General features: G+C 60.6%; 17 protein-coding genes. 5 read left to right on the top strand and 12 right to left on the bottom strand.

The genetic code is table 11. The features are described 5' to 3' along the window. Positions 1–150: 150 nt before the first annotated feature. Both motB and motA read right to left on the bottom strand, forming a co-directional pair. Positions 151–1,182: a flagellar motor protein MotB gene (gene motB, locus ACYZT1_RS03120; protein ID WP_462017629.1), complete on the bottom strand. Its 1,032-nt coding sequence runs from the start codon at positions 1,180–1,182 to the stop codon at positions 151–153. A gap of 3 nt (positions 1,183–1,185) precedes the next feature. Continuing rightward, positions 1,186–2,037, bottom strand: coding sequence for a flagellar motor stator protein MotA (motA, locus tag ACYZT1_RS03115; RefSeq protein WP_462017628.1), 852 nt, complete (start codon positions 2,035–2,037; stop codon positions 1,186–1,188). 166 nt (positions 2,038–2,203) lie between these two features. Here motA and ACYZT1_RS03110 point away from each other — a divergent pair, with 166 nt between their 5' ends. The 4 genes from ACYZT1_RS03110 to ACYZT1_RS03095 all read left to right on the top strand — a co-directional run bounded on the left by ACYZT1_RS03110 (position 2,204) and on the right by ACYZT1_RS03095 (position 7,391). Then, positions 2,204–3,742 carry an HDOD domain-containing protein gene (locus tag ACYZT1_RS03110; protein ID WP_462017627.1) on the top strand — a complete coding sequence of 513 codons (1,539 nt, stop codon included), beginning with the start codon at positions 2,204–2,206 and terminating at the stop codon, positions 3,740–3,742. Between the two features lie 42 nt (positions 3,743–3,784). Beyond that, complete coding sequence (locus ACYZT1_RS03105; RefSeq protein WP_462017626.1) at positions 3,785–4,600, top strand: rhodanese-like domain-containing protein; 816 nt, start codon at positions 3,785–3,787, stop codon at positions 4,598–4,600. 19 nt (positions 4,601–4,619) lie between these two features. Then, positions 4,620–5,480 carry an archaetidylserine decarboxylase gene (asd, locus tag ACYZT1_RS03100; RefSeq protein WP_462017625.1) on the top strand — a complete coding sequence of 287 codons (861 nt, stop codon included), beginning with the start codon at positions 4,620–4,622 and terminating at the stop codon, positions 5,478–5,480. Positions 5,481–5,606: 126 nt separating this feature from the next. After that, positions 5,607–7,391, top strand: a complete 1,785-nt coding sequence (locus ACYZT1_RS03095; RefSeq protein ID WP_462017624.1) for a molecular chaperone — start codon at positions 5,607–5,609, stop codon at positions 7,389–7,391. 201 nt (positions 7,392–7,592) lie between these two features. Here the strand turns inward: ACYZT1_RS03095 and serB are convergent, their stop codons facing one another. Then, complete coding sequence (gene serB, locus ACYZT1_RS03090; RefSeq protein ID WP_462017623.1) at positions 7,593–8,807, bottom strand: phosphoserine phosphatase SerB; 1,215 nt, start codon at positions 8,805–8,807, stop codon at positions 7,593–7,595. 134 nt (positions 8,808–8,941) lie between these two features. On the opposite strand from serB, the gene ACYZT1_RS03085 reads away from it, so the two are divergent. After that, positions 8,942–10,471, top strand: coding sequence for an AhpA/YtjB family protein (locus ACYZT1_RS03085; protein ID WP_462017622.1), 1,530 nt, complete (start codon positions 8,942–8,944; stop codon positions 10,469–10,471). A gap of 238 nt (positions 10,472–10,709) precedes the next feature. Here the strand turns inward: ACYZT1_RS03085 and ACYZT1_RS03080 are convergent, their stop codons facing one another. The 9 genes from ACYZT1_RS03080 to ACYZT1_RS03040 form a co-directional block, all read right to left on the bottom strand. Further along, positions 10,710–11,420 carry a PqiC family protein gene (locus ACYZT1_RS03080; protein WP_462017621.1) on the bottom strand — a complete coding sequence of 237 codons (711 nt, stop codon included), beginning with the start codon at positions 11,418–11,420 and terminating at the stop codon, positions 10,710–10,712. Between the two features lie 186 nt (positions 11,421–11,606). Next, positions 11,607–13,874 (bottom strand): DNA topoisomerase IV subunit A, encoded by a 2,268-nt coding sequence (gene parC, locus ACYZT1_RS03075; RefSeq protein WP_462017620.1) that lies wholly within the window; start codon positions 13,872–13,874, stop codon positions 11,607–11,609. 7 nt (positions 13,875–13,881) lie between these two features. Continuing rightward, positions 13,882–14,406, bottom strand: a complete 525-nt coding sequence (locus ACYZT1_RS03070; protein WP_462017619.1) for a retropepsin-like aspartic protease family protein — start codon at positions 14,404–14,406, stop codon at positions 13,882–13,884. Then, a complete protein-coding gene (locus tag ACYZT1_RS03065) occupies positions 14,403–15,392 on the bottom strand; it encodes an esterase-like activity of phytase family protein (protein ID WP_462017618.1) in 990 nt (329 codons plus the stop codon). The genes ACYZT1_RS03070 and ACYZT1_RS03065 overlap by 4 nt, the downstream gene beginning before the upstream one ends. After that, positions 15,392–17,299 (bottom strand): DNA topoisomerase IV subunit B, encoded by a 1,908-nt coding sequence (gene parE / locus ACYZT1_RS03060; RefSeq protein ID WP_462017617.1) that lies wholly within the window; start codon positions 17,297–17,299, stop codon positions 15,392–15,394. Before parE ends, ACYZT1_RS03065 begins: the two co-directional genes overlap by 1 nt. Before the next feature lie 54 nt (positions 17,300–17,353). Further along, positions 17,354–17,962: a YqiA/YcfP family alpha/beta fold hydrolase gene (locus ACYZT1_RS03055; protein WP_462017616.1), complete on the bottom strand. Its 609-nt coding sequence runs from the start codon at positions 17,960–17,962 to the stop codon at positions 17,354–17,356. A gap of 186 nt (positions 17,963–18,148) precedes the next feature. Beyond that, the gene (gene cpdA / locus ACYZT1_RS03050; protein ID WP_462017615.1) at positions 18,149–18,964 is read right to left on the bottom strand and encodes a 3',5'-cyclic-AMP phosphodiesterase; all 816 of its coding nucleotides are present in this window, start codon (positions 18,962–18,964) and stop codon (positions 18,149–18,151) included. A 95-nt stretch (positions 18,965–19,059) separates the two neighbouring features. Further along, positions 19,060–19,512 carry a DUF1249 domain-containing protein gene (locus ACYZT1_RS03045; protein ID WP_462017614.1) on the bottom strand — a complete coding sequence of 151 codons (453 nt, stop codon included), beginning with the start codon at positions 19,510–19,512 and terminating at the stop codon, positions 19,060–19,062. Next, entirely contained in the window at positions 19,503–20,120 is a 618-nt protein-coding gene (locus ACYZT1_RS03040) for an NUDIX domain-containing protein (RefSeq protein WP_462017613.1), read from the bottom strand. The genes ACYZT1_RS03045 and ACYZT1_RS03040 overlap by 10 nt, the downstream gene beginning before the upstream one ends. Positions 20,121–20,245 lie beyond the last annotated feature (125 nt).

Here is a 20,245-nt window from a genome sequence, read left to right as displayed (position 1 = left end):
GGAACCAATAGAAGCCATCACCCCAAAAACGGATATGTACACCTTCAAACCCAAGTCGCCTGACCTGCCGCCTTCGCGAGCAAGCTCTGCTCCTACAGTTGGATCAGCGCCCGCGGCGAATCAGGTGGCCTACAAACCAAACTCCAACCCCTACGGCTTCGCCGGTTCGACCGGCTTGGGCGCAACGTCATCAAACAGATTCAATCGCTCACGAAGTTCATGCGCGGGCACCGGTTGTTGGTCTTCCGGCAAGGCATTCGGGTCGACCGGTGCGGCTGGAACACCGGGTGCTTCGCCTGGTGCGGTCTGCCCCGGGATCGGCGCAGGGTCCGCACCTTGAGCACCTTCGATGGCGGCTTGCGCTTTTCTCGTCAACACGACGATGTCGATACGACGGTTGACCGGATTGAACGGGCTCTCCCGATCAAACAATGCCGACGACGCATAACCCACCACACGCGCCACTTGCGACTCCGGATAACTGCCGGCAACCAGCGCACGACGCGCCGCGTTGGCACGGTTGGCCGACAGTTCCCAGTTACCGAATTCACCCGTGCCGGTATACGGCTTGGCATCGGTGTGACCACTGATGCTGATCTTGTTCGGCACCGCTTTGATGGTGTCGGCCATGGCGAGCAGAATGTCTTCGAAGTACGGTTTCAGCCGCGCACTGCCCGAGTCGAACATCGGCCGGTTTTCGGCGTCCATGATCTGGATGCGCAAACCGTTCGGGGTGATCTCGAACAGGATCTGGTCTTTGAATTTCTGTAGCTGAGGGTTCTCGTCAACTTTGTTTTGCAGTTCTTGCAGCAACAGCTCAAGACGCTCCTTCTCGACCATCTCGGCCATGCCTTCGACCTGCTCGGCGTCGACAGTGACCTTGTCCGGCTGCGGCTGAGACTTCACTTCCGGATTAAGCGTGTTTTCCGGAGCCAGCGTTGGCGAGCCGCCCAGATCGATGATGTACGGCGTACCGCTTTCGGAAAAACCGACCGGGTCCTTGAAGTAGCCGGCAATGGCGATCTTCTGTTCAGGCGTTGCGGTGGACAGCAGCCACAGCACCAGGAAGAACGCCATCATCGCCGTCGCAAAGTCGGCAAAGGCGATTTTCCAGGCGCCCCCGTGATGCCCACCGGCGATGCGCTTGATGCGCTTGATGATTATCGGCTGGTTATTTTCCATTACTCAGCGACCACGAACCGCTTGTTCCAGCTCGGCAAAGCTGGGACGGTGTGCCGGGTACAGAACCTTGCGACCGAATTCCACCGCCAATGACGGCGGCATGCCGGAGGCCGACGCGACCAGCGAGGCCTTGATGGCTTCGTAGATGTTCAACTCTTCCTTGGCATCGTGCGCCAGGGAAGTGGCCAGCGGACCAAAAAAACCGTACGCCGCGAGGATACCGAAGAAGGTCCCCACTAACGCTGCACCCACGTGCATGCCGATGGCGGCCTGGTCGCCTTCGCCCAAAGAAGCCATGGTCACCACGATCCCCAATACCGCCGCAACGATACCGAAACCAGGCAGGGCATCGGCAATGCCGTTCACCGCGTGGGACGGGTGCTCGAGGTCTTCCTTGAGGCTGTAGAGTTCCATGTCGAACAGGCCTTCGAGTTCGTGCGGGGCCATGTTGCCGGAGGACATGATGCGCAGGTAATCGCAGACGAACGCGGTCATGCGCTCGTCTTTGAGCACGGACGGGTACTTGGCGAAAATCGGGCTTGCCGAGGCATCTTCGATGTCGCCTTCGATGGCCATCATGCCTTCGCGGCGGCTCTTGTTGAGGATCTCGTAAATCAATCCCAACACTTCGAGATAAAAGGCGTGATTGAATCGCGAGCCGAACATGCTCAAGGATTTCTTGAGTACATGCATGGTCATGTAGCCGGGGTTGGCTTGCAAAAATGCGCCAAGGGCCGCGCCACCGATAATCAGCACTTCGAAGGGCTGGATAAGGGCGGCAATCTTGCCGTGGGAGAGCACGTATCCGCCGAGCACGCTCGCGAACACGACGATGATGCCGATTATTTTAGCCATAGGTAGGGGAGCACTTAATGAGTCGGGTTCAAGGTCATATTCGGAAGTTGAAAAATCTCTTCTTCTCCTTATCGGCAAAACTGCGCCAGACTATAGCCCGTTAAGGCGAAAAGCCAATCTGGCCCGATCCGGGCATCGGTAAAGCAGACGAAGATAGCGTCCAATCATGGCTAATGAAACGAACGTTGCAACGCCGAAACCGAGCACACTCCAAGGCTGGATCAAGCTGCTCGACGGCGTCCGTCTGCCGGTTCCGCAAACCAGCCACGACCGTGTTTGCAAGGCCATTGGCGACCATCGCAGTTCGCTGCGCGATATCGCCGACCTGATGCAGGACAGCCCTGCCCTGGCGTTGAGCGTGATTCGTGAAGCCAATCGGCACACGCAAGGGAGCATGACCGAGCCGGCGGAAAACCTTGAGGTGGCGATCACTCGTCTCGGCCTCAAGCGCACTGAAGAACTGCTCGAGCGACTGCCCGCCCAGCCAGCGGCGCAGATCCCGGTCGCCCTGCGCCAGTTGCAACTGATCAGCCAGCACGCGACCCAACAGGCCAATGGCTTTTTTGCCGCGCGCCTGGCGCGATTGTGGCAAGACATCCATTGGGGCAGCCTGCTGTTTCTTTCGCCGCTGTGGCCAATGGCACTCACACATCCCAAGTTGCTCGAAGAATGGGAACTGCGCGTCATCCATAAGGGTGAGTCGGCGCGCAAGGTCGAGCAGCAATTGTTCGGCGTGCGTCTACTGGCCATTTGTCAGGCGCTGGTGGACGTCTGGCACTTGCCGATCTGGGTGCAGCAGGGTTATCGGTTGTTGCTCAGCGAGCAGCGGGAGTTGGTCAAAGTGCTGCGGATTGCGCGTGACAGCGACCATCCGTTGCGCCAGCAAAACCGACTCGACGACGACCCGACCCTGCGCCGCTGGCTCAATCAGCCGGCCAATACCGTATTGCTGGCCAACGGCCTGGCACTGTCGGCGCAACACGCCTGGAACAGCCCACACAGTAAGCGCTGGCAATACCTGACCAGTCTTTATCTGCAAATGCCGATGGACGACGTTCTTCAGCAGTTGCACCAACAGGCCGCCAACAGCGCGCGGCAGCACGCCATGCCCGATCTCTGGCACCCGGCCGTTGCCCTGCTCTGGCCCACCGGTGCTCACCGCATCCACGCCGGCTTGCGCCCCGCCGCAGCGCCAACGGCCGTTGACCTGGCGCGGTGGCGCAAACAGTGCGCCGAGCTGTTGGTCGAGCCGAGTCGTTTTACCAACGCCATGCACCTGACCACGTCTGCCCGCGATGCGCTGGTCGCGTGCGGCATGCGCCGGGTGATGATTTTGATGGCCGATCGCACGCACGCCAATCTGCGCGTGCACCAGATCGCCGGTTTGCCAAAAGAAACGGCCAACCTGAATTTTGTGGTGAGCCAGAGCAAGTTGTTGCAACGCCTGCTCTCGCAACAGGCGCAAGTGCGTCTGACCCCGGACAACACGGCGCAATTTTCCGCGTTGCTGCCGGCCAGCCTGCGCTCGCAGTTTGCTGGCGAACACTTGCTGATGCGCTCACTGGTCAACAACGGCCGCGTGATCATGATCGTAGTGGCTGATCAGGGCGGCGGGCCGTTCTGCGAGATCACCGTGCAAGCCTTCGGTAAAACCGCGCAGTGCATCGAGAAGGCCTTGCACAGCTTTAGCCACCGAGGCCAATGACCCTGCGTTACAATCCCCATTTTTGTGCTCTGGAGACCTCACATGTCTGACTTCTCTGGCTTGGCTCTGGTGATCGAGCCGAGCGACCTGCTCGCCCGGCTCGACGCCCGCGAGCTGATACTGGTCGACCTGACCAGCAGCGCCCGCTATGCCGAGGGGCATATCCCCGGCGCGCGTTTTGTCGATCCGAAACGCACGCAATTGGGTCAACTGCCAGCGCCTGGGCTGATGCCGCCACCGGCCGCACTTGAAGCGCTGTTTGGTGAGCTGGGCCACAACAAGGACGCGGTTTACGTGGTCTATGACGACGAAGGCGGCGGTTGGGCCGGTCGGTTTATCTGGCTGCTGGATGTCATCGGCCACAAAAATTACCACTATGTAGATGGCGGTCTGTTGTCGTGGCTGGCGGAAGGTTTGCCGTTGTCAACCGACGTGCCTGCCCCGGTCGGCGGCCCGGTGAGCCTGACCCTGCACGACGAACCCACCGCTACCCGCGAATACCTGCAAAGCCGTCTTGGCGCCGCCGACCTGGCGGTGTGGGATGCTCGCGGCCCGCTGGAATATTCCGGTGAAAAAGTTCTGGCGGCCAAGGCCGGGCACATTCCCGGCGCGGTCAATTTCGAATGGACAGCAGGGATGGATCAGGCGCGCCAACTGCGCATCCGCACCGACATGCCGCAGATCCTCGAACAACTCGGGATCAGCAAAGACAAGGAAATTATCACCCACTGCCAGACTCACCATCGCTCTGGCTTCACTTATCTGGTGGCCAAATCCCTCGGGTATCCGCGGGTCAAAGGCTACGCCGGCTCCTGGGGCGAATGGGGCAACCATCCCGACACCCCCGTAGAGATTTAAGGTTTTTAAAGGACCGTTCATGAAGAAGCATTTGTTTATCCTCAGCCAATACCTGCTGCCCCATCACCTGCTTTCACGGTTGGCCGGCTGCATCGCCGAATGCCGCGTACGCTGGTTCAAGAATGCTTTCACAGCGTGGTTCGCCAAACGCTATCAGGTGGACATGTCGCAGGCGCTGGTCGAAGACCTGACCGCCTACGAACATTTCAACGCTTTTTTCACCCGTGCTCTGAAAGACGGGGCGCGTCCTCTGGACTCAACGCCAGGCGCGATCCTCAGCCCTGCCGACGGCGCGGTCAGCCAGCTCGGACCGATCGAGCACGGTCGCGTGTTCCAGGCCAAAGGCCACAGCTTCAGCGTGCTGGAATTGCTCGGTGGCGACGCGGCCAACGCGGCGCCGTTCATGGGCGGCGACTTCGCGACCATTTACCTGTCGCCGAAGGACTATCACCGCGTGCACATGCCGTTGGCCGGCACCCTGCGCGAAATGGTCTACATCCCGGGCCGAATTTTCTCGGTCAACCAGACCACCGCCGAAAACGTGCCGGAACTGTTCGCCCGCAACGAGCGTGTCGCGTGCATTTTCGACACCGAGCGTGGCCCGATGGCCGTGGTGCTGGTTGGCGCGATGATCGTGGCATCGATTGAAACCGTGTGGGCGGGACTGGTCACACCACCAAAACGCGAGCTGAAAACCTTCCGCTACGACGAAGCCGCCCGTGCGCCTATCCACCTGGAGAAAGGTGCGGAATTGGGTCGCTTCAAACTCGGTTCGACGGCGGTCGTGCTGTTCGGCCCGGATCAGGTGAAGTGGGCTGAAGAGCTCGCGGCCGGTTCGCCGGTGCAGATGGGCCAGGGCCTGGGCTTGCCGCAAGTCTGACTCAGCGCCTCTGCGCCACCTCCCGTAGGACCTGCCGCGGGCTGTGATCTTTTGATCTCGCTTTAAATGCGAAAGATCGCAGCCTGCGGCAGCTCCTACCGTTCCGATTCTGCTATGGTTTTTGGCATGAATGACTCCAATACCCGTCTCCTGCTACGAGCGCCGATCCCGACGCAAACGCGTCTGTCGTTCTGCGATGCGACGCCGCGCGATCTGAAACGCTGGATCGCCAACTTGCCCAAAGCCAACATCGGCGAGACGGCTCGCCAGCTCTACCAAGGCTTGAGCGAACTCAACCAGTTGCTGACGCCCAGCGACAACCGTCTGCAAATGCTCGAACTGCTGCGGCCCGAGGTGTATTACGTCTGCAAGCACCTGGAGCGGCACTTTCTGCACCAGGCAATTGTGCTCGACGAACGCTCGCGCAAGATCGCCAACCTCTGCCAGGCGCTTCAGGGCCATTTGGCGATTGGCTACAAACAGATCGTCGCGCGCATTGCGCCGCGCTTGAGCAAAGACCGTGCACCCTTGCTGACACAGGCGCTGCAAAGGGCGATTCACTGCCTCAACGGCCCGCTGATCCGCGCCACCCAGCTTTACAGCCCGGTGCCGGAAGGCTTGTGGCTGGACCTGCATCAGCTTTATCGAATTGCCTGCACCCATCGGCTGCAGCATGTCAGCGTGCGGGATGAGCTGGCCAGCCAGACGCATCAACTGAGCGTCGAACACACTTACGTGGCAGCACTGCTGCTGGGCGCAGCGCGCTGTAATCAGCTGCGCCAGAACCAGATCGCACGGCTTGCCGAAGTGCTGGAGCCGTGGAGCCAATGGCTCCAACTGCAACCGGAAAAACCGGCTATCGGCCTGTTCGCCGTCGCGGCGCAGCTGGATATCGGGCCGCGTTACCGCACGAAATTTCGCGCCGAGCAGCAAGAGACGTTACTCGGCATCGACCCGCAACCGCTGGTGGCGGCCATCGAAGCCCATCTGCACAAAACCGACAGTGCGACGCCGCTGCCGGTGCCGGCCGGCTTGAGCACAGACACGTTGCAGCACTTGCATGCGGCCTGGGGTCAGGCGGCCGAACGCAGCTTTCAGCGCACCGCCAGTCAAGGCACATTGAACGTATGCGTGGGCATGAGCGCGCTGCATTTTTATCTGGGCGGGCAACGTTCGTTCAGCGACATCCTGAAGAATCCGGTGTCTCGTCCTGCGTACTTTGCCGCAACATCGCCGACCAGCCGGGAAAAGGATCCATGGAGCCATGCCTTCGATGCCGCGCCCCAAGGCACCGCCGATGCCTTGTTGCCTTACGAAGAAATCGAATACCCGCAGCTGCAGAACGATGACAGCCATGATGCAGCGGATCGCAACCGGCAATTCCCGACTTACCCGCTGCCGGTAGTCAATCATAGTCCTGGCGGTTATTGCCTGGCGTGGCCTGGGGCAGTACCTGCCGAGTTGCAGGCCGGAGAGATGGTCGGCATCGAAGATTCAGCCGGGCAAGGCTGGAGCATCGCCGTGGTGCGCTGGATTCGTCAGGTCCGTGGTGGCGGCACGCAAATGGGCATCGAGCAAGTCGCGCCCTACGCCGAACCTTGCGGGTTGCAGCTGGTGCGCACGCGCGACGATCACAGTCAGTATCTTCGGGGTCTGTTATTGCCGGCAATCAGTGCGATCGATCTGCCAGCGACGCTGCTCGCGCCTCGACTGCCCTTCGAAGAAGGCAACAAGGTGGTGATCAACACCAACGGTGAAGAGCGGCGCGCCGGGCTGGATCGGCGGGTGGCGAGCACCAACAGCTTCAACCAGTTCGCCTATCGTTCGCTGGAGACAGCCAGAACCGAAAACGCCGCAGGCGGCGTGGTCAGTGTGGAAGAAGATTTTGATTCGTTGTGGAAGACGCTTTGATGTGAGGGGGGGGCCGCTTCGCGGCCCCACGGGGGCAAGCCCCCTCGCCACAGCAAGCCCCCTCGCCACAGCAAGCCCCCTCGCCACAGCAAGCCCCCTCGCCACGGCAAGCCCCTTTGCCACAGCAAGCCTCATCGCCACAGCAAGCCCCTTTGCCACAGCAAACTCGCTCGCCACAAAGCCCTCTGAGTCAGAGCAGACTCAGAGCTGCCCGTCACGATCCCGGAAACCCAACAAATACAGCACGCCATCCAGCCCCAACGTGGAAATCGCCTGCTTGGCCGATTGCTTCACCAGCGGCTTGGCGCGGAACGCTACGCCCAGCCCGGCGATCGCCAGCATCGGCAAATCGTTGGCACCGTCGCCGACCGCGATGGTCTGCTCCAGTCGCAAGCCCTCCTTGTGCGCCAGCTCCTTCAGCAAATCAGCCTTGCGCTGCGCATCGACAATCGGTTCCACCGCCACGCCGGTGACCTTGCCGTCGACCACTTCCAGCTCGTTGGCGAATACGTAATCAATGCCCAATTTAGCCTGCAACTGCTTGGCAAAATACGTGAAGCCGCCCGATAGAATCGCCGTCTTGTAGCCCAACCGCTTGAGCTCGGCGAACAGGGTTTCAGCGCCTTCGGTCAGGCGCAGCGAGGCGCCGATCGAGTCCAGCACGCTGACGTCCAGCCCTTGCAGCAGCGCCAGACGCTCCTTGAAGCTGGCGCGGAAATCCAGCTCGCCGGCCATGGCCCGCTCGGTGATGGCTGACACCTGATCACCCACGCCGGCCGCTTTCGCCAATTCGTCGATGACTTCCGCTTCGATCAGCGTCGAGTCCATGTCGAACACCGCCAGGCGACGGTTGCGGCGGAACAGCGAATCTTCCTGAAAGGCGATATCGACATTCAATTCCTGCGCGACGCTGAGGAATTCGGCGCGCAGCGCCTGCGAATCTGCCGCTTCGCCACGCACGGAAAACTCGATGCAGCCCTTGCCCTTGTCGGCCGGGGTATCCAGCGGCATGCGGCCGGACAAACGATCAATGTGATCGATGTTCAGCCCGTATTTGGCGGTGATGGAACTCACGCGCTGTAACTGCTCGGCCGTCACTTTGCGCGTCAACAGGGTGACAATGTGGCGCTTCTTGCCCTGATTGCCGACCCACTGCTGGTAATCCTCTTCGGAAACCGGCGTGAAACGTACTTGCTGATCCAGCTCGTAGCCCTTGAACAAAATGTCCTTGAGCACCGACTTGCCGTGCTCGGTGTCGGGGATTTCAACCAGGATGCCGAACGACAGGGTGTCGTGGATCACCGCCTGACCGATGTCGAGAATGCTCACACCACCCTGGGCCAGAACACCGGTAATGGCCGCAGTCAGACCCGGACGGTCGACTCCCGTGATGTTTATCAGGACGATTTCGCGCAAGGCGCACCCCCGCAGGTGGAAAAAAATCGCATTCTACCCACATTCAGTGACCATCGGGCACCGTCAACGCTTTGCCGGTACTGGGCCTGTCGCTATACTGCGCGTCAACTTCACGGACCAAGAGCCGAGCTCAAGTGAACCGGCCCACGCCAGTAAAAACCGATAACTTCTTTCTGCTGATCTTCCGTGCACTGCGTCATCGCCGTGTACCGATTGCATTGCGCATCGCCAGCCACAACGTGATCCTGGTCGCTCTGGCCCTGGTGATCTACGCCTGTGTGATGGGTTTGCAGTTCAAGCAGGCCATGCACGAACAAGCCGATGCCCTGGGCGAAAGCCTGACCACGCAGACCGCTACCTCGGCGACCGAGCTGTTGGTGTCCAACGACATCCTCAGCCTCAACGTGCTGCTCAACAACCTGACCAAAAACAAGCTGGTCGCCCACGCGGCCATCTACAGTCCGGATAACCGCATCCTTGCCGAAGCCGGTCAGCGCCCCAAGCACAGCCTGCTGGGCGAAGCCGAGGGCATGTATCAGAGCAAGATCACCTTTCAGGATGTAACCGCCGGCCAGCTGCGCATTAGTCTGGACATGGATCAGTTCCAGCAGCCGATGACCATCAGCCTGCAGAGCATGGGCATTCTCAGCGCCATTCTGCTCGCCCTCGCGCTGGCCTTGAGCTTGCGTCTGGGCCGCAATCTGACCACGCCGCTGATGCAACTGCGTGTGTGGCTGCGCAACATCGACGAATACACCCCCGGCACCGGTCGCCAGGACGAGATCGGCGACCTGGCTCGCCAGCTGCACGCCAGCTACGCGCCGGAACCGGTTGCACCGGAACCCGAGCCCGAGCCCGAGTTCGATGACGTCGAGAACGATGACCAAGCCGACCCGGCTTTTGAAGTGCGTAACCTGCGCGATCCGAGCTTTGACGAGAGTCGCCCGGTAGCAGCGTTGAAGCCTGCGCCCAAGCGCGTCGTCAGCACCGTTGAAGATGACGATGACGACGAGGACCCGTTCGCCGACCTGCGCGACGTATCCGTAGACAGTTCGCCAAAACCGCTGGTAAAGCCGCAACCTTCGAACGTGCCGCAACACAGTGCCGTGCTCGCCGTGCAACTGGGCGCTCAGGACCAGCTGCGTCGTTTGCCGCGCGCGCGTCTGGAAGAACTGCTCAAACGCTACCGCGATTGCCTCGATCAGGCGGCGTCGCTGTACGAGAGTGAACTGCACACACTGAATGACGGCAGCACGCTGATGCTGTTCCACAGCGAAAACAGTGGCGACGATTACCTGACCAATGCGATCTGCTGCGGTGAATTGCTCCGGGCGCTGGGTCACCAGTTGCAGATCGAAGTCGCTGACAGCGGCATCACCCTGCAATTGCAGTTGGGTCTGACCCTGGGTGACGAGCTGTTCGGCCTGAGCCAGATCGACCTGCTGCTGACCGAGCCGGCCCAGGACGCCCTGGCCTTATCGCAACACAGCCGCAATCTGTTGCTGGTGGAACGCAAGATCAACGACGACCCGCTGATCCGCCAGCGTGCGCGGATTCGTCCGATTGCCAGCCCTGAAGGTGCGTGCTGCGTAGAACGATTGATGGAGCCGTACCCGTCGATGCTGGAGCGACAATTGGCGCGGATGCATGAGCGTCGGGCTTAAGCCAAAGCCCTGATGTGAAGAAGCCCGCAGACAAATGATTGTCTGCGGGCTTTTTGTTGCCTGCCTGATCCCTTTCGCGAGCAAGCTCGCTCCCACATTCGACCGGGTTCCTTCAAGTGAAATCCGATTAAATGTAGGAGCGAGCTTGCTCGCGAAGCGGCCAGCCGACACGACGATATCTACGCACAGAAACGACAAAACCCGCACTGGGCGGGCTTTGTTATCAATCATTCCAGGCTCAGAACCTGAACACTTCCATGTCCGTGCGAATTGGCGAAGCCATCGGAATCTTTGGCTGCTTGTCCTGCTCTTTTGCCGGCGCAGCGGGTTTGGCCGCCGGCTTGCGTGTCTCGGCGATTGGCGGCTGATTAGCCAGTGGCTTGAGCGCCACCGATAATTGCTGGGCCAGGCGCTGCAGCAACAGGCCCTGTGCCTGGACCTGAGCAGCCGTACCGCCCGCATGCTGTTCCTGCAAATGGACGATGCGGTTATCGCGCACCTTGCCGCGACGGTCGATCAGGCGCCATTGCGCATCAAGGATCGCCGGCTGGGACTCTCCTGAATCCAGACGGGTGATGGTCAAAAGAACCTGGACATCCGGGGTGAAGCCACCGGTTGCCGGCGACAGCACTACGCGCTGACTATCCAGATGCCCCGCGACCTGGCGCAGCAACAGTTGGTCGATATCGGATGAAAGGCTGCCAGCCCAGCGGCCGTCGGTGGACGCCTGCAAGCTGCCATCCGGCTGACGCTGAAGCAGGGTTTCACGCTGCAGGTAATCAGCCAGGGTGACCGGACCCAGCAAAACCGCCATGCCTGTGCTTTGCGCAGGCGGCGCCGGACTGCCGCTGTCCAGCTGATACAGCGACACCGGTTGATGTACGCTGCAACCCGCCAGGCCAAGAACGCCGGCGAGCATCAAAATAAAAGGAAGGCGCAGAGCAGTCATCGTCCCATCCAGGTGGCTGCCACAAGGCTAACCACAGTGAAAATACTCAATAAATATGAAGAACGCTCGGCCACGCCGGCGCTGGAAAGGGCATATCATCCGTGAATATTCCTCCCGACTCCAGCGCCAAAGCGTCGATCTGCGCGTTATTTCGCAGGTCGAGCGCTCTAGGGAGGGCGTCCTCGGCTAATTGAGGTTTTCGACGAGCAGTGCATCCACTCGCTGGAAGCCACGGGGCAACTTGTTACCCCGACGCCCTCGCTCACCTTTGTAATGTTCAAGGTCGTCCGCTTTAAGCGACAACGTACGTTTTCCGGCCTGCAGCACCAAGGTAGCGCCTTCCGGCAGAACTGCAATGTCGGTGACGTATTCTTCGCGGCTGGCTACGCGTTCACCGGAAATCCCGATGATCTTGTTGCCCTTGCCCTTGCCCAATTGTGGCAGATCGCTGATCTTGAAGATCAACAGACGACCCTCGGTCGTCACCGATGCCAGCCAGTTATTCTCGCGATCAGACACCGGACGCGGCAGGATAACCCTGGAATTGTTCGGCAGACTCAACAGCGCCTTGCCGGCCTTGTTCTTCGCCTGGAAGTCTTCGCCCTTGACCACAAACCCGTAACCGGCGTCGGAGGCGATGACGTACAGCGAATCGTCTTCGGGCATCAGCACGCATTCGAAGCTTGCACCCGGCGGCGGCGTCAGGCGGCCGGTCAACGGTTCGCCCTGGCCACGGGCCGATGGCAACGTGTGCGACGGCACCGAATAACTGCGCCCGGTGGAGTCGATAAACACTGCGAACTGGTTGGAACGTCCCGGCGCCAATGCTTTGAAACCGTCCCCGGCTTTATAGGAAAGCCCGGTAGCATCAATGTCATGCCCTTTGGCGGAGCGAACCCAGCCTTTTTCCGAGAGCACGACGGTTACTTTCTCGTTCGGCAGCAGGTCGTGCTCGGTCAGCGCCTTGGCTTCTGCACGTTCGACAATAGGCGAACGACGATCATCACCGTAGGTTTCGGCATCCTTGATCAGTTCGGTGCGCACCAGTTTTTTCAGTTTGGCTTCGCTGCTCAGCAGGGCTTGCAGCTTGGCTTGTTCCTTGAGCAGTTCATCCTGCTCGGCACGCAACTTCATCTCTTCCAGTCGCGCCAACTGACGCAAACGGGTATCGAGAATGTAGTCGGCCTGGATTTCGCTGAGGGCGAAGCGCGCGATCAACGCAGCTTTGGGGTGTTCCTCGGTGCGGATGATGTGGATCACTTCATCCAGGTTGAGGTAAGCAATCAACAAACCGTCCAACAGGTGCAGGCGACGCTCGACCTTGTCGAGGCGGAATTGCAGACGCCGACGCACGGTCCGCACGCGGAATTCCAGCCATTCCACCAACAGCGCGCGCAGGTTTTTCAGCTGCGGCTTGCCGTCCAGACCAATGATGTTGATGTTGACCCGGTAGCTCGATTCCAGCTCGGTGCTGGCGAACAGGTGCTGCATCAACGCGTCGTGGTCGAAATTTTTCCGTGCGCCCGGGATGATCACGATGCGGCATGGGTTTTCGTGATCGGATTCATCACGCAAATCGGCAATCTGCGGCGCCTTGGATGGCTTGGCCTGCATCATGGCTGCGATCTGTTCCAGCACTTTGGCGCCGGAAACCTGATGCGGCAGCGCGGTGACAATAATGTCGCCGTCTTCGACGTGATACACGGCGCGCATGCGCACTGAGCCGCGCCCGGTTTCGTAGATTTTCAGCAGGTCGGCGCGCGGCGTGATGATTTCCGCTTCGGTCGGGTAATCCGGGCCCTGAATGTGTTCGCAGAGTTGTTCAACCGTGGCTTTCGGCTCGTCCAGCAAGCGAACGCAAGCGGTCGCCACTTCGCGCAGGTTGTGCGGCGGCACATCGGTGGCCATGCCGACGGCAATGCCGGTGGTGCCGTTGAGCAGGATGTTCGGCAAACGCGCCGGCAACACCAGCGGTTCGTCGAGGGTGCCGTCGAAGTTCGGACCCCAGTCCGCCGTGCCCTGGCCCAGTTCGCTGAGCAGCACTTCGGAATAACGCGACAGCCGCGCTTCGGTGTAACGCATGGCGGCGAAGGATTTTGGATCATCCGGAGCGCCCCAGTTGCCCTGACCGTCGACCAGTGTGTAGCGGTAGCTGAAGGGCTGGGCCATCAGGACCATGGCTTCGTAGCAGGCGGAGTCGCCGTGCGGGTGAAACTTGCCGAGCACGTCACCAACGGTCCGCGCCGATTTCTTGTGTTTGGAGTCGGCGTCCAGCCCCAACTCGCTCATGGCGTAAATAATGCGCCGCTGTACCGGTTTCAGGCCGTCGCCGATATGCGGCAAGGCACGGTCCATGATCACGTACATGGAATAGTTGAGGTAGGCACTTTCGGTGAAGTCAGCCAGCGATCGGCGTTCAATGCCGTCTAAGCTGTCTGCAAGGATGTCGCTCATGCGGGCCTCATCGGTTCGTTGTCTGGCGCAGCAGCATGGTGCCACCGCGCTGGGTAAATTCAAGTTGGTTCAGTGCGCTCATGCCGAGCAGCACCTGATTGCCTTCAAGGCCTGGCACGACAAGCCCGCGAATATCGCGCAAGACAATGTCGCCCAGTTGCAATTGCTGGATACGAGTCCGATAGCCTTCGGTTCGGCCACTGGCAGTGCTCAAGGTCACTGCAAAACCTTTTTCGAGCTTGAGCCGTTCGGCAAGGCCGCCGGGAATGGCGACATCGGTCGCTCCGGTATCGAGCATTAAATCCACCGGCTGACCGTTGATCTGGCCGCTGGCAACGAAGTGGCCCTGACGGTTGCCGACCAGTTTCACTTCGATGAAACCTTCGCCCTGCTCCGAGCTGACCACCGCATTGGGATTGTGCTGACGCTGCTCCCACTGGCCGAAAAAGCGTGTGGCCAGAAACAGCGCCGCGCACCACGCCAGCACCATCAGCACGCGGCCGATGCGTTTGCCCGGCGTTTGCTGGCTCATGGCTTGGCACTCCAGCCACCTTCGGGCGCGGCGAAACGCCAGACCACCGGGCGCTGCTCGCCATCAGCGCGGGGGGTGAAATTGTTGTCGATGCCGACCCAGGCGCCTTGCGCGTCTACTACCAGCGCTTCTGCCAGCCCGTAGGGTTGTGGATAGCGTCGATCGGGCAGCATCGCCTCATCGGCAAACGACCAGCAACGCTCGACCTTGGCGGTTTGCGCGTCGCGGCGGCAGATCTCCAGGTCGAAGCGCTCAAGGGTGAACAACTTGCCGTTGAACAAAGACAGATCAGCGAAATCCCGCGCTACCACGTTGGTTTTGCTGAATTGCGGCGGCTGCATTTCCTTGCCGGCTTCGCTGAGCAACACGCAGCTGCCGTCGCAATTCCAGACAGTTTGCTTGCGCTTGAGCAAAAGCAAACCGCGCCGCTCACGCTCGGCGGCCAGCCATAAATGATCGCCAGCCGGGTTGATCGCCAGCCCCTCGAACAACGAGTTGAAGTTCAGCAACAAACCGCTGGCGCGTGCTTCGCGAACCAGCATCGGCGAAATCTTCAGCCATGACGCCGGCCCGAACAGCGGCACTTGCAGGACGGCGGCATGCGCCTCGCTGACGATATAGCGCGTGCCGATGCTGTCGCAGGTGATGCCTTCGAAATCCAGATTCCCGCCGCGCACGAATGACGCCACCCAGGTCCGCGAGCGCAAGCCCCAGGGCAACCCGCTGTCGGGCACCGGCGGTGCGTCGATGTGCACGGTTTCGGCTTGCCAGGTGCTTTGGCCGGTATCGAGGCGGTAGATCTGCGCGTCATCGCGGTCCGACACCGTCCACATGTCCTTGCCGCACTGCGCCAACCCGGACAGGTTGCCGCCGTGCATGCCGTCCACCGGGTGCTCGGACACCAGGCGCAACTGTGGAGCCGGGGCGGCCAACGCCGACAGCGAACTCACAAGCAACGCACAGGCCAAGGCAAAACCAACCCGCATCAGCCAAGAACCTCGGCCAGGTTGCCTTTGGATTCGAGCCAGGTCTTGCGGTCGCCGGCGCGTTTCTTGGCCAGCAGCATGTCCATCATTTCTGCGGTGGCTTCGTAGGTGTCACCGAGCGTCAGTTGCACCAGGCGCCGGGTGTTCGGGTCCATGGTGGTTTCACGCAGCTGCGGCGGGTTCATTTCACCCAGCCCCTTGAATCGGGTCACCTGCACCTTTCCGCGTTTTTTCTCGGCGACCAGACGATCGAGGATGCCATCGCGCTCCGCTTCGTCCAGGGCGTAATAAATTTCCTTGCCGAGGTCGATCCGGTACAGCGGCGGCATTGCGACGTAGACATGACCGGCATCCACCAATGGGCGGAAATGCTGGACAAACAAGGCGCAGAGCAGCGTCGCAATGTGCAGACCGTCGGAGTCGGCGTCGGCGAGGATGCAGATCTTGCCATAACGCAGCTGACTCAAGTCCGCCGCGCCCGGATCAACGCCGATGGCCACGGCGATGTTGTGCACTTCCTGGCTGGCCAGCACTTCGCTGCCGTCCACTTCCCAGGTGTTCAGAATCTTGCCGCGCAACGGCAGGATCGCTTGAAACTCTTTGTCCCGCGCCTGCTTGGCCGAACCGCCGGCGGAATCACCTTCCACCAGGAACAGCTCGGAACGCATCGGGTCCTGCCCGGCACAGTCCGCGAGTTTGCCCGGCAACGCCGGCCCCGCCGTAATACGCTTGCGCTCGACCTTTTTGCTGGCTTTCAGACGACGGCCGGCGTTGTTGATCGCCAGCTCGGCCAGCAGCATGCCGGTTTCCGGGTGGGCGTTGAGCCACAGGCTGAAGGCGTCCTTGACCACGCCGGAGACAAACGCCGCTGCCTCACGGGAGGACAGGCGTTCCTTGGTCTGGCCGGAAAATTGCGGCTCCTGCATTTTCATCGACAAGACGAAGGCGATGCGTTCCCAGACGTCTTCCGGCGCCAGCTTCACGCCGCGCGGCAACAGGCTGCGGAATTCACAGAATTCGCGCATGGCATCCAGCAAGCCCTGACGCAAACCGTTGACGTGGGTACCGCCCTGCGCCGTCGGGATCAGGTTGACGTAGCTTTCCTGCACGCTGTCGCCGCCTTCGGGCAACCACAACAGCGCCCAGTCCACCGCTTCCTTGTTGCCGGCCAGGCTGCCGCAGAACGGCTCATTGGGCAGACGTTCGAATTCGCTGACCGCATCCACGAGGTACGAGCGCAGGCCGTCTTCGTAATGCCACTCGACTTTCTCGCCGGTGCCTTTGTCTTCGAAGCTGACCAGCAGGCCCGGACATAAAACGGCTTTGGCCTTGAGCACGTGCTTGAGACGGCTGATGGAGAATTTCGGCGAATCGAAATATTTCGGGTCCGGGGCAAAAAACACGCTGGTGCCGGTGTTGCGTTTGCCAACAGTGCCGACCACTTCAAGATCGGTGTTCTTGTAACCGTCGGCAAAAGTCATCTGGTATTCGTTGCCGTCACGCTTCACGCGTACCCGCACTTCGGTCGACAAGGCGTTGACCACGGAAATACCCACCCCGTGCAGACCGCCGGAGAACTGATAGTTCTTGTTGGAAAACTTGCCACCCGCATGAAGCTTGGTGAGGATCAGCTCGACCCCGGAAACGCCTTCTTCCGGGTGAATGTCCACCGGCATGCCCCGGCCGTCATCGCTGACTTCCAGGGAGTGATCGGCGTGCAGGATGACCTGTACCGAGGTGGCGTGGCCGGCCAGGGCTTCGTCGACGCTGTTGTCGATGACTTCCTGGGCGAGGTGGTTCGGCCGACTGGTGTCGGTGTACATGCCGGGGCGTTTGCGCACCGGGTCGAGGCCCGAGAGGACTTCGATGGCGTCGGCGTTATAGGAGCTAGCGCTGGGAGTGGCCATAGGGTCTCGTCGTCAGTGTCTGTAGAAAATAGGGGCTGTCAAAGGAGCGACGATTCACAGTGCAGCGAAATCGATCGCCTGGTACACGTCTGCGCCGATGCCGGCAAAACTCAGCATTGCCGGCAGTTGCGCGGCAAAGCCCTGAAAACTGTGATCGCCACCGGCCTGGATGCGCAGGGCGCAGGCGCGGTAATACTGCTGGGCGAGGCGATAATCGAGCGTTTCATCACCGGTTTGCAACCATACCTGAAACCGCTGCGGGTCCTGAGGCGCCGGCACTTCCAGTTCGGCAAGGGCCGTGACGTGGTCGTGGGTCAGCTCCCAGGTTTCTTCGGTGTACAGGTTTTTCTGCGTTCCCAGATACCCGTCAAACATACGGTGCGGGCTGACGGCAGGGTTGATCAACAGAGCCTTGAGGCCATGGCGCTCGGCCAGGTGAGTCGCATAGTAGCCGCCGAGTGAGCTGCCGACCAGCAATGGCCGCCCCAGCTGCGAAATCGCCTCTTCGAGCTGACCGATGGCCTCGCGCGGATAGTGATGAAGCGCCGGAACGCGCAAATGATCACTCAAGCCCAGGCGGCCCATCACATCGATTAACTGGCAGGCCTTCTTCGACGAAGGTGCGCTGTTGAAACCGTGGATATAAAGGATCGAACCGGACATCTGAGCTCCCTGTGCGTCGGTCAAAGAGACGGAGTTTACAGGGTGTTTGGGGAATCGGGGATATCCGTGGAATTGATGCCGTCCGAGCGGACGCCATCGCCAGCAGGCTGGCTCCCACAGGGTTCTGTGCACGACGCAGATTCAATGTGGGAGCCAGCCTGCTGGCGATGGCAGCACCGCAGATATTCAGTAGCCGTTTGAGCCGTAATCGACCTCAAATTCGAAACCCGTTACGCGTTCCACGCCGGTTTCGAGCTGGCCATCAGGCAGCAGTCGCAGCCACCGATACCCCGGAGCTTGCTTACCCACCTTGAAATCGTCGCTGCCCGGCTCGAACTGAATGCAGGTCGATGGCGAAGCCATCAGACGCACGCCGTTACGAATCTGCTCGATTTCCTGATGCACATGCCCCCAGAGCACCGCGCGCACTTGCGGAAACCGGTCGAGCACGGCGAACAATGCTTCAGGATTGCGCAATCCGATCGGCTCCATCCAGGCACAACCGATGGACACAGGGTGATGGTGGAAACACACCAGGTGATGGCGCTCCGGCGTCTCACTCAGCGAGCAGGCCAGCAGTTGCAACTGTTCGTCCTGCAGAAACCCGGGCACCGAGCCCGGTACCGCTGAATCGAGCAAGGTCACGCGCCATTTGCCGACGTCCACCACCGGGTCCAGCAACGCAGTCTGCACCGCAGCCTCGGCCATGATTTGCGGTTCATCGTGATTGCCCGGAATCCACCGGGCCGGCGCATCGAGTTGGCGGGTCAGATCGCGAAACTGCTGATAAGACTCCAGCGTACCATCCTGGGAAATATCGCCACTGGCGATGATCAGGTCAATGTGCGGCTGCTGCTGCCTGACCAGCTCGATCACCTGCTGCAAGCTCTCGCGCGTATTCATGCCCAGCAACGTACCGTCCGCTCCGGCAAACAAGTGGCTGTCGGAAAGCTGCACCAGCAGCACCGAATCGGCAGTAGACAATGTGGATACGCTCGGCAAGGCGTTCTCCCAGGGCGAACAAGGGATGAATGAATGCCGCGATTATGCTGGGGGATGGGCAAAAGAGGAACGCGTGAATCTGACGCAGTTCACACTTAGCGCACGACTTCGTACTCATGTCCCAGCGCGAGACAATGGCTCAACCACTCGCCGAGGAACAGGTTCAGCTGGGCCTTTTCGTCCGGCTGGTGCATTGCGGCGTTCGGGTAAGGATAGATGCCGCGGAAGCGTCGTGCATGTTCGGCGCTGACCACTTCGGCCATGCAGGCGTCGTGATAGACCTGAACTTCCAGCTGCGGTACCGGCAACCAGGGCAGGCTGTGTTCCTGGCGTACTTGCAACGTCGTGGTGTAAGGGCAGACCTGCAGCACTTCGAGAGCGAGCACACCCAGCATTTGATCGCCATGGGTCACGGCAATGCGCCGCGCCGCCGGTTCGCTGCGCATGTCCGGCAGCAGTCGCATGAGACGCGCGTAGTTGGCCTCGCACGCGGCTTGCAGCCCCACGAGGTCTACCCGATAGCGATCGCGCAGCTTGTTTACGACCATAACCCCCTCACTTCAGCGCGGTTCAGCGCCAACCATTGCAAGGCAATGATGCTGGCCGCGTTGGCAATACGTCCGTCGCGCACGGCTTGCAGGGCATCTTCGAAGGCCCACACCGTCACGCGAATATCTTCCGCTTCTTCCTCCAGCCCATGCAGGCCGCCGGCCCCGGTTGTCTCGCAACGCCCGAGGAATAAATGCACGAATTCATTGCTGCCGCCCGGCGACGGGAAATATCTGGTCATCGGCCACAGCGCCCCGAATACCAGCCCAGCTTCCTCCTGCGCTTCGCGGTGAGCAACTTCTTCCGGCACTTCATCCTTGTCGATCAGACCGGCGACCAGCTCGATCAGCCAAGGGTTATCGGTCTTGCCCATGGCGCCCACGCGAAACTGCTCGATCAGCACCACTTCGTCACGCTGCGGGTCATACGGCAGCACACAGACGGCGTCATGGCGGACGAACACTTCCCGGTTGATTTCGCGGCTCATGCCCCCGGCGAACAACTCGTGGCGCAAGTGCACACGGTCGAGCTTGTAAAAGCCCTCGTAGCACTTTTCGCGCCGCACGATCTCGACGGCGGACGGAATGGCGTTGGCAAAATCAGTCATGACAATCCTCGTTTAAACAAATCCGTTGCGAAGCTCCAGCCTCGACTTCGCGCCATCCTAACGCGCGGGTGACATTTGATGCAGCCCCTTTCCAGCAAGCGGGATAGACGGTGAGGGCGAAACCA

The organism is Pseudomonas sp. PB3P13 (genome assembly GCF_054897735.1).
This window is presented reverse-complemented; position numbering and strand designations above follow the sequence as displayed.

Bases quoted from the DNA above. Each gene is read 5' to 3' on its own strand.
- ACYZT1_RS03045 (WP_462017614.1), bottom strand. From the start codon at position 19,512: ATGGTCGTAAACAAGCTGCGCGATCGCTATCGGGTAGACCTCGTGGGG.
- ACYZT1_RS03040 (WP_462017613.1), bottom strand. From the start codon at position 20,120: ATGACTGATTTTGCCAACGCCATTCCGTCCGCCGTCGAGATCGTGCGG.
- ACYZT1_RS03105 (WP_462017626.1), top strand. From the start codon at position 3,785: ATGTCTGACTTCTCTGGCTTGGCTCTGGTGATCGAGCCGAGCGACCTG.
- parE (WP_462017617.1), bottom strand. From the start codon at position 17,299: ATGGCCACTCCCAGCGCTAGCTCCTATAACGCCGACGCCATCGAAGTC.
- ACYZT1_RS03055 (WP_462017616.1), bottom strand. From the start codon at position 17,962: ATGTCCGGTTCGATCCTTTATATCCACGGTTTCAACAGCGCACCTTCG.
- motA (WP_462017628.1), bottom strand. From the start codon at position 2,037: ATGGCTAAAATAATCGGCATCATCGTCGTGTTCGCGAGCGTGCTCGGC.
- ACYZT1_RS03080 (WP_462017621.1), bottom strand. From the start codon at position 11,420: ATGACTGCTCTGCGCCTTCCTTTTATTTTGATGCTCGCCGGCGTTCTT.
- ACYZT1_RS03095 (WP_462017624.1), top strand. From the start codon at position 5,607: ATGAATGACTCCAATACCCGTCTCCTGCTACGAGCGCCGATCCCGACG.
- ACYZT1_RS03065 (WP_462017618.1), bottom strand. From the start codon at position 15,392: ATGCGGGTTGGTTTTGCCTTGGCCTGTGCGTTGCTTGTGAGTTCGCTG.
- ACYZT1_RS03110 (WP_462017627.1), top strand. From the start codon at position 2,204: ATGGCTAATGAAACGAACGTTGCAACGCCGAAACCGAGCACACTCCAA.
- motB (WP_462017629.1), bottom strand. From the start codon at position 1,182: ATGGAAAATAACCAGCCGATAATCATCAAGCGCATCAAGCGCATCGCC.
- asd (WP_462017625.1), top strand. From the start codon at position 4,620: ATGAAGAAGCATTTGTTTATCCTCAGCCAATACCTGCTGCCCCATCAC.
- ACYZT1_RS03070 (WP_462017619.1), bottom strand. From the start codon at position 14,406: ATGAGCCAGCAAACGCCGGGCAAACGCATCGGCCGCGTGCTGATGGTG.
- parC (WP_462017620.1), bottom strand. From the start codon at position 13,874: ATGAGCGACATCCTTGCAGACAGCTTAGACGGCATTGAACGCCGATCG.